Below are 5,329 nucleotides of genomic sequence, written 5' to 3'. Positions count from 1 at the left end.
GGGGTGGGGGGGTGAGGATTTCGCGGCTGTTGGGCAGAGCAAAGGCAGCAGAGCTGGGAGATTCCGGCTGAGCAAGAGCAGGGACAACCCAGAGCAGGCTCAACAGTAGGCCACAGGGGGCAGAACAGGCAAGGTTCAACTGGGATCCCGCCGAGCCCGTCTGCTGTTGAGGAAGTTGAAGCGGATCCCTGGCTCCATTTTGCATCGCCATCGTGCGGTCATTCTCAACATCACCCCTAGCAGTATCGCAAAATGAAGGACAAAGATAAGACGGTTTTCCGCAGGCTCGCTGGCTGCCCTGTTCGGGCCAGTGGAAGCGAGTCCTCGCATTTGCCCCTGCAACGATGAGGCCGACCTGCGTCTGCCAGGAGCTCCGAGCACGGGCGGGACTCCTCTACACTCAGCAGAGACGCTTGGATTGAGACCGAGTCGATTTAGATTTAGACTCAGTTTAGAATGGTGGGGCCATCTGTCCGTGATGGCGGGGGTGGGTGTTGTGGGCGATGAAAGGGGGCAAGGTGGCAGACTCTCAGAGCACGCCCAAGCAAGGGGAGACCTCTTCCGGTCGGGATCGGGCCTCGCGGCCGAAAAAAAGTAAGCCAAGCCCTTCTGCCCAGTCCGGGGATTTGGGAACCTCAGAAGCAAGAGCGCGGCCAAAACAGGCCGATAGCACTCCGCGCCGTGCGGAGCAGCAGGAGATTTTACAAGATCACCCTTCTGGCTTGAACCCGCCCAAAAATCTCTCTATACTGCAGGGAACTTTATCATTTGCTCCCGCTTCTTCATCTCTCCTTCAATCTATCCTTCAATCTATGCGTGCTCCCTCTTCAGGTGACTCGGATCCCATCCTTTCAGAGACTCATGCGGGCTGTTCAGCATCCGAACCGGATCCCAGCACGGAGCGCCATTTGGCCCTGAGGCAGCAACAGCCCTTGGAGAGCCGTCTGCTCAAAGCCGAAGCCGAGCTCCAAGAGCGGCGAGTTCTTCAGGAACAACTGCAGGCTTTGCACCAGAAGGTGGCCGAACAAGAGAAGGCGCTGCAGGAGCGGGAGCATCTCTTGCAACAGTTGCAGCAGACTTTGGCGGCTCAGAAAGTCCAGATCTCGGATCAGGAAGCTCAGCTTGCTGCTCGGCAACGCTTAAATGAACGGCAGCGGCAGGATATCGAGGCCCTGCAGGAGCAGATTGAGCAGCTACGCTTGGCCCACGCTCAGGAGCGCCGTCAATGGGAACAGCGCCAGCAGGAGCTGCAAGCTTCTCTTCTGGAAGCCCAAGATGTGGCAGAAAAACGGGTGGAGATGTTGCAGCGTTTTAAGGCAGAGCTTTCTCTGGCCCGCACTCAAATTGCCGAAACTCAGGCGGAGCTGAGCAGCCTGCGGGCTTTGTACAGCGACCAACAGGCAGCCTGGCAGGAGCAACGGGAACACCTCGAGGCCCGTTTGGCGGGCTATGCCGAGACGGAAGCCGAGGCCGAGCAGCGCTGGCGGGAACAACGGCAAGAGCTAGAAGCAGCCCTGGCCGAAGCCCAAGCTCAACTGGCGGCTTTGCAAGCTCAGCAGGAGCATCTGCGCCAGGGATCCCTGGCGCAGCAACAGCTTCAACAGCAGTGGCAGGCCCAGGCCGAAGCGCTGCAAGTGGCCCTCTCTCAAGCCCAGGCGGAAGTTACCCGTTGGCAGCAAGAGCACCGCCATCTGCAGGAACAGTACGCCCAAGCCCAGCAGCATCTCTCCGCCATGGAGCGGCAGTTGCAGGCTGCCTTGGAGCAGTTGGCCGCCCAACCCGACTGGCAGCCACAGTTGCGCTCTGCGCAGGCAACCATTCTCCATCTGCAAGAAGAAATTGCAACCTTGTCCACGCAACTGGAGAAGCAAGCAGAGCAGATCAAAGCCCTGCAAGGGGAGCGTGCTGCCCTGTGGGAAGAAAACCGCTCTCTCCGAGAAAAATACGAGCAGCAGCAGATGCATGTGCTGAGCTTGAAGGCGGCTTTGGAACGCAAAGGCTTGGATGTCCCACCTCGGGCCGATACCTCCAGCGCCCTCACGCGAACAGAGTCCCTTGGCCAGGCTCTGTCTCCAACCCCTGCTGCCAAGCCTACAATTCAGCCCCTGGCCCAACCTCTACCGTCTCGGGCAAGCAAGCGGGCGGTCGATCTGCCGAGGTTTCTGCCCCGTCCGTGAGGGATCCCGTGTTGCAGCCTGTTCCTCCCCGCTGGCTGGAAGTGTGGGTGGATCATCCCCATTTGGGGGGTTGCTTTACCTATCGTGTGCCAGAGGGATCCGCGCCAGAAGCGGGCGACCTGCTCAGCGTACCCTTTGGTCAGCAAATGGCGGGGGCAGTGGCCTTGGGTTGGCGCTCCGAGCTGCCGGCAGGGGTGGATCCGCAGTCGGTGCGGGAGATCGAGGCGGTGGTGGCCAAAGGGATCCTGCCCAAAGAATTCTGGCCCCTGCTGCAGCGGGTGGCCGACTATTACCTCACCCCTCTGGCCCAGGTGGTGCGCACGGTATTGCCCCCCGGCTTGCTCAGCCGTTCTCAGCGGCGTGTCCGCTTGCTCAGGCTCCCTGCCGAAGGGGAGGAATGTTCGCCGGCTGCCCAAACCCTGCTGCAGCTGCTTCAGGCCAAAGGGGGAGAGCTGTCTTGGCGCTATGTGCAACAGCAGGTGCCCACTGCCGCCCTCGCCCTGCGGGAACTGCAGCGACGGGGTTGGGTGGAGAGCTTTTGGCAGGAGCAACAGGGGGGCAGGGTGAAAACCCAGCTGGCCGCCAGTCTGGCCGACGACTCCCCAGAGGGGCTGAGCCTCCCTCAGCAGAAGGCGCTGCAGATCCTCAAGCAGAAGGGGGGAGAGCTGCTGCTCGCCGAGTGGGAGCGCCTGGCAGGAGTGAGCCGAGCGGTTCTGCAGGGGTTGGCCCGCAAAGGCCGTGTCCACCTCTACGAGCGCCCACTGCTGCGGCTGGGAGATGCCAGCCTGCCGGGGTGGCGGGATCCGCCCAGGCCCTTGACGGCCGCCCAGGCCCAGGCGGTAGAGGCGATCCGGCAAGCTTTGGGCCGGTTCCAGCGGTTTTTACTGCACGGGGTCACCGGTTCTGGGAAAACGGAAGTGTACCTGCAGGTGATCGCCCAGGTGCTGCAGCAAGGACGGTCGGCGCTGGTGCTGGTGCCCGAGATCGGCCTTACCCCGCAACTGATGGATCGGTTTCGGGCGCGGCTGGGATCCCAGGTGTGGGCCTACCACAGCGGCCTCTCGGAAGGCGAGCGCTACGACACCTGGCGGCAGATGCTGTCCTCCACCCCCCAAGTGGTGATCGGCACCCGCTCGGCGGTGTTTGCCCCCTTGTCCAAGCTGGGCCTGATCGTCTTGGACGAAGAGCACGACGACAGCTTCAAGCAGGATCAGCCCCAGCCCTGCTACCATGCCCGTCAGGTGGCCGAGTGGCGGGCCGAGCTGGCCGGTTGTCCCCTGGTCCTGGGCAGTGCAACCCCAGCGGTGGAAACCTATGCCGCCCATCTGCAGGATCCGCAGCGGTGGATCCGGCTGGCCCTGCCGCAGCGCATCCCCCAAGCTGGGATCCCGGCCACCCTGCCCCAACTGGAGCTGGTGGACATGCGCCAGGAGCTCCAAGCCGGCAACCGCAGCATCCTCAGCCGCCGTCTACACCAGGCCCTGCAGCAGACGCTGGACAGAGGGGAACAGGCCATTCTCTTTGTCCCCCGCCGCGGCCACAGCACCTTCGTCTTGTGCCGGAGCTGCGGGTTTGTCCTCACCTGCGAGCATTGTGATGTTTCTCTCACCTTTCATCTGGCCCATCTCGGCGGGCAGGAACTGCGCTGCCACTACTGCGGCGCCCGCCAACCCCATCCGCAGCGCTGCCCCGCCTGTGGATCCCCCTACCTGAAGCACTTCGGCACCGGCACCCAAAAAGTGGTGGAAGTGCTGCACCAGCATTGGCCCCAGCTCTCGATTTTGCGCTACGACAGCGACGCCACCCGCCGCAAGGGATCCCATCGCGATTTGCTGGAGCAGTTTCGCAGCGGCAAGGCCCAGGTGCTGGTGGGCACGCAAATGCTCACCAAAGGGCTGGACATACCCCAGGTGACCTTGGTGGGCGTGATGGCCGCCGATGGGCTGTTGCACCAAGCCGACTATCGCGCCGGCGAGCGCAGCTTTCAACTGCTCACCCAAGTGGCGGGGCGCTCGGGCCGGGGATCCCTGCCAGGACAGGCGATTATCCAGACCTATCTGCCGGAGCACCCGATTTTGAGGGCGGTGCTGGCCCAAGATTACGAGGGCTTCTTGCAGGCAGAACTGCAACAACGGCGAGAGGGGGGCTATCCTCCCCACCGAGCTTTGATTTTGATCCGCTTGAGCAGCACCCGCCTGGAAGCCCTGGAGCGTTATTGCCATCGGGTGGCCGAACGCCTACAGGGGATCCCAGCAGAGGTGTTGGGGCCGGGGCCAGCTCAGGTGGAGCGGGTTGCCGGACGCTACCGCTGGCAGATCCTGCTGAAGCAACTGCCCGACCAAGATTGGGATCGCCCGAAGCTGGCTGCGCAGATCCAGGCCGCCATTGGCCATCTCCCCCAAGGGATCCGCGTCAGCCTGGATGTGGATCCCCTGCGGATTCTCTAGGAACAGTTGACCCGGCGCGCGGCAAGCCCGCCGATCCCGCGAGATCTTCCCGCGAGATCTTAAGGTAGTCTGGTTTCGGGGCCACCCGTATCCAACTCAACTCTGGCAAAGCATGGCTGAAAACCGGACTGGCGCGTTTATTGGTGGGCTGTTGCTGGGAACTGCTGTGGGCACCGCCATTGGCCTGCTCTTGGCTCCCCGCAGCGGACGGGAGACGCGGCGACTGCTGAAGAAATCGGCAGAGGCCCTGCCAGAGGTGGCAGAAGATGTGACCAGCAGTCTGCAATATCAATCGGAAAAGTTGTTCGACGCTGCCCAACGCAGTTTGGATGAGGCTCTGCTGCGGCTGCAGCAGGCAGTGGCGGTGGGCAAAGAAGCCATGTTGCAGAAGCGAAGGGAGCTGCTCCAAGCCCAGAACTCGCGTCCCTTTGGCGGGGAAGAAGCTGACCTAGAAGCTCGGGATGGGGAGGAGGCGGCGGGATGAACGACCCGGTCTTTTGGCTCGGCCTCTCGGTAGGCCTGGTGGCAGTGGGCATTTTGGCGGTGATCCTGACCCTACTACCTGCCGTCATTCAACTGGGTCGAGCCGCTCAAAGTGTAGAACGCTTTTTCGATACGCTGCTGCGGGAATTGCCGCCCACGCTGGAGGCCCTGCGCCTGACCAGCCTGGAAGTGAGCGAGATTGCCGACAGCCTCGACGAAGGG

The 5,329-nt window shown here is 62.6% G+C and carries 3 protein-coding genes and 2 pseudogenes; 4 read left to right on the top strand and 1 reads right to left on the bottom strand.

Annotated features, from left to right (window positions below; all coding sequences use genetic code 11):
- A pseudogene (locus NW815_RS13390) lies at nucleotides 1-211 on the bottom strand (TolC family protein); the annotation flags it as partial.
- A gap of 601 nt (nucleotides 212-812) precedes the next feature.
- Between NW815_RS13390 and NW815_RS13385 the strand changes: the two are divergent.
- The 4 genes and pseudogenes from NW815_RS13385 to NW815_RS13370 all read left to right on the top strand — a co-directional run.
- Nucleotides 813-2,177 (top strand): hypothetical protein, encoded by a 1,365-nt coding sequence (locus tag NW815_RS13385; protein WP_414342953.1) that lies wholly within the window; start codon nucleotides 813-815, stop codon nucleotides 2,175-2,177.
- Between the two features lie 41 nt (nucleotides 2,178-2,218).
- Nucleotides 2,219-4,624 (top strand): primosomal protein N', encoded by a 2,406-nt coding sequence (gene priA / locus NW815_RS13380; RefSeq protein ID WP_414416117.1) that lies wholly within the window; start codon nucleotides 2,219-2,221, stop codon nucleotides 4,622-4,624.
- A gap of 112 nt (nucleotides 4,625-4,736) precedes the next feature.
- The gene (locus NW815_RS13375; protein WP_011433806.1) at nucleotides 4,737-5,108 is read left to right on the top strand and encodes a YtxH domain-containing protein; all 372 of its coding nucleotides are present in this window, start codon (nucleotides 4,737-4,739) and stop codon (nucleotides 5,106-5,108) included.
- A pseudogene (locus NW815_RS13370) lies at nucleotides 5,105-5,329 on the top strand (hypothetical protein); the annotation flags it as partial. The gene NW815_RS13375 and the pseudogene NW815_RS13370, both read left to right, overlap by 4 nt.

Source organism: Synechococcus sp. R6-7, from assembly GCF_047461695.1.
Taxonomy (GTDB): Bacteria; Cyanobacteriota; Cyanobacteriia; order Thermostichales; family Thermostichaceae; genus Thermostichus.
The sequence above is the reverse complement of the archived record's forward strand: the minus strand, read 5'-3'. Positions and strand labels throughout refer to the sequence as shown.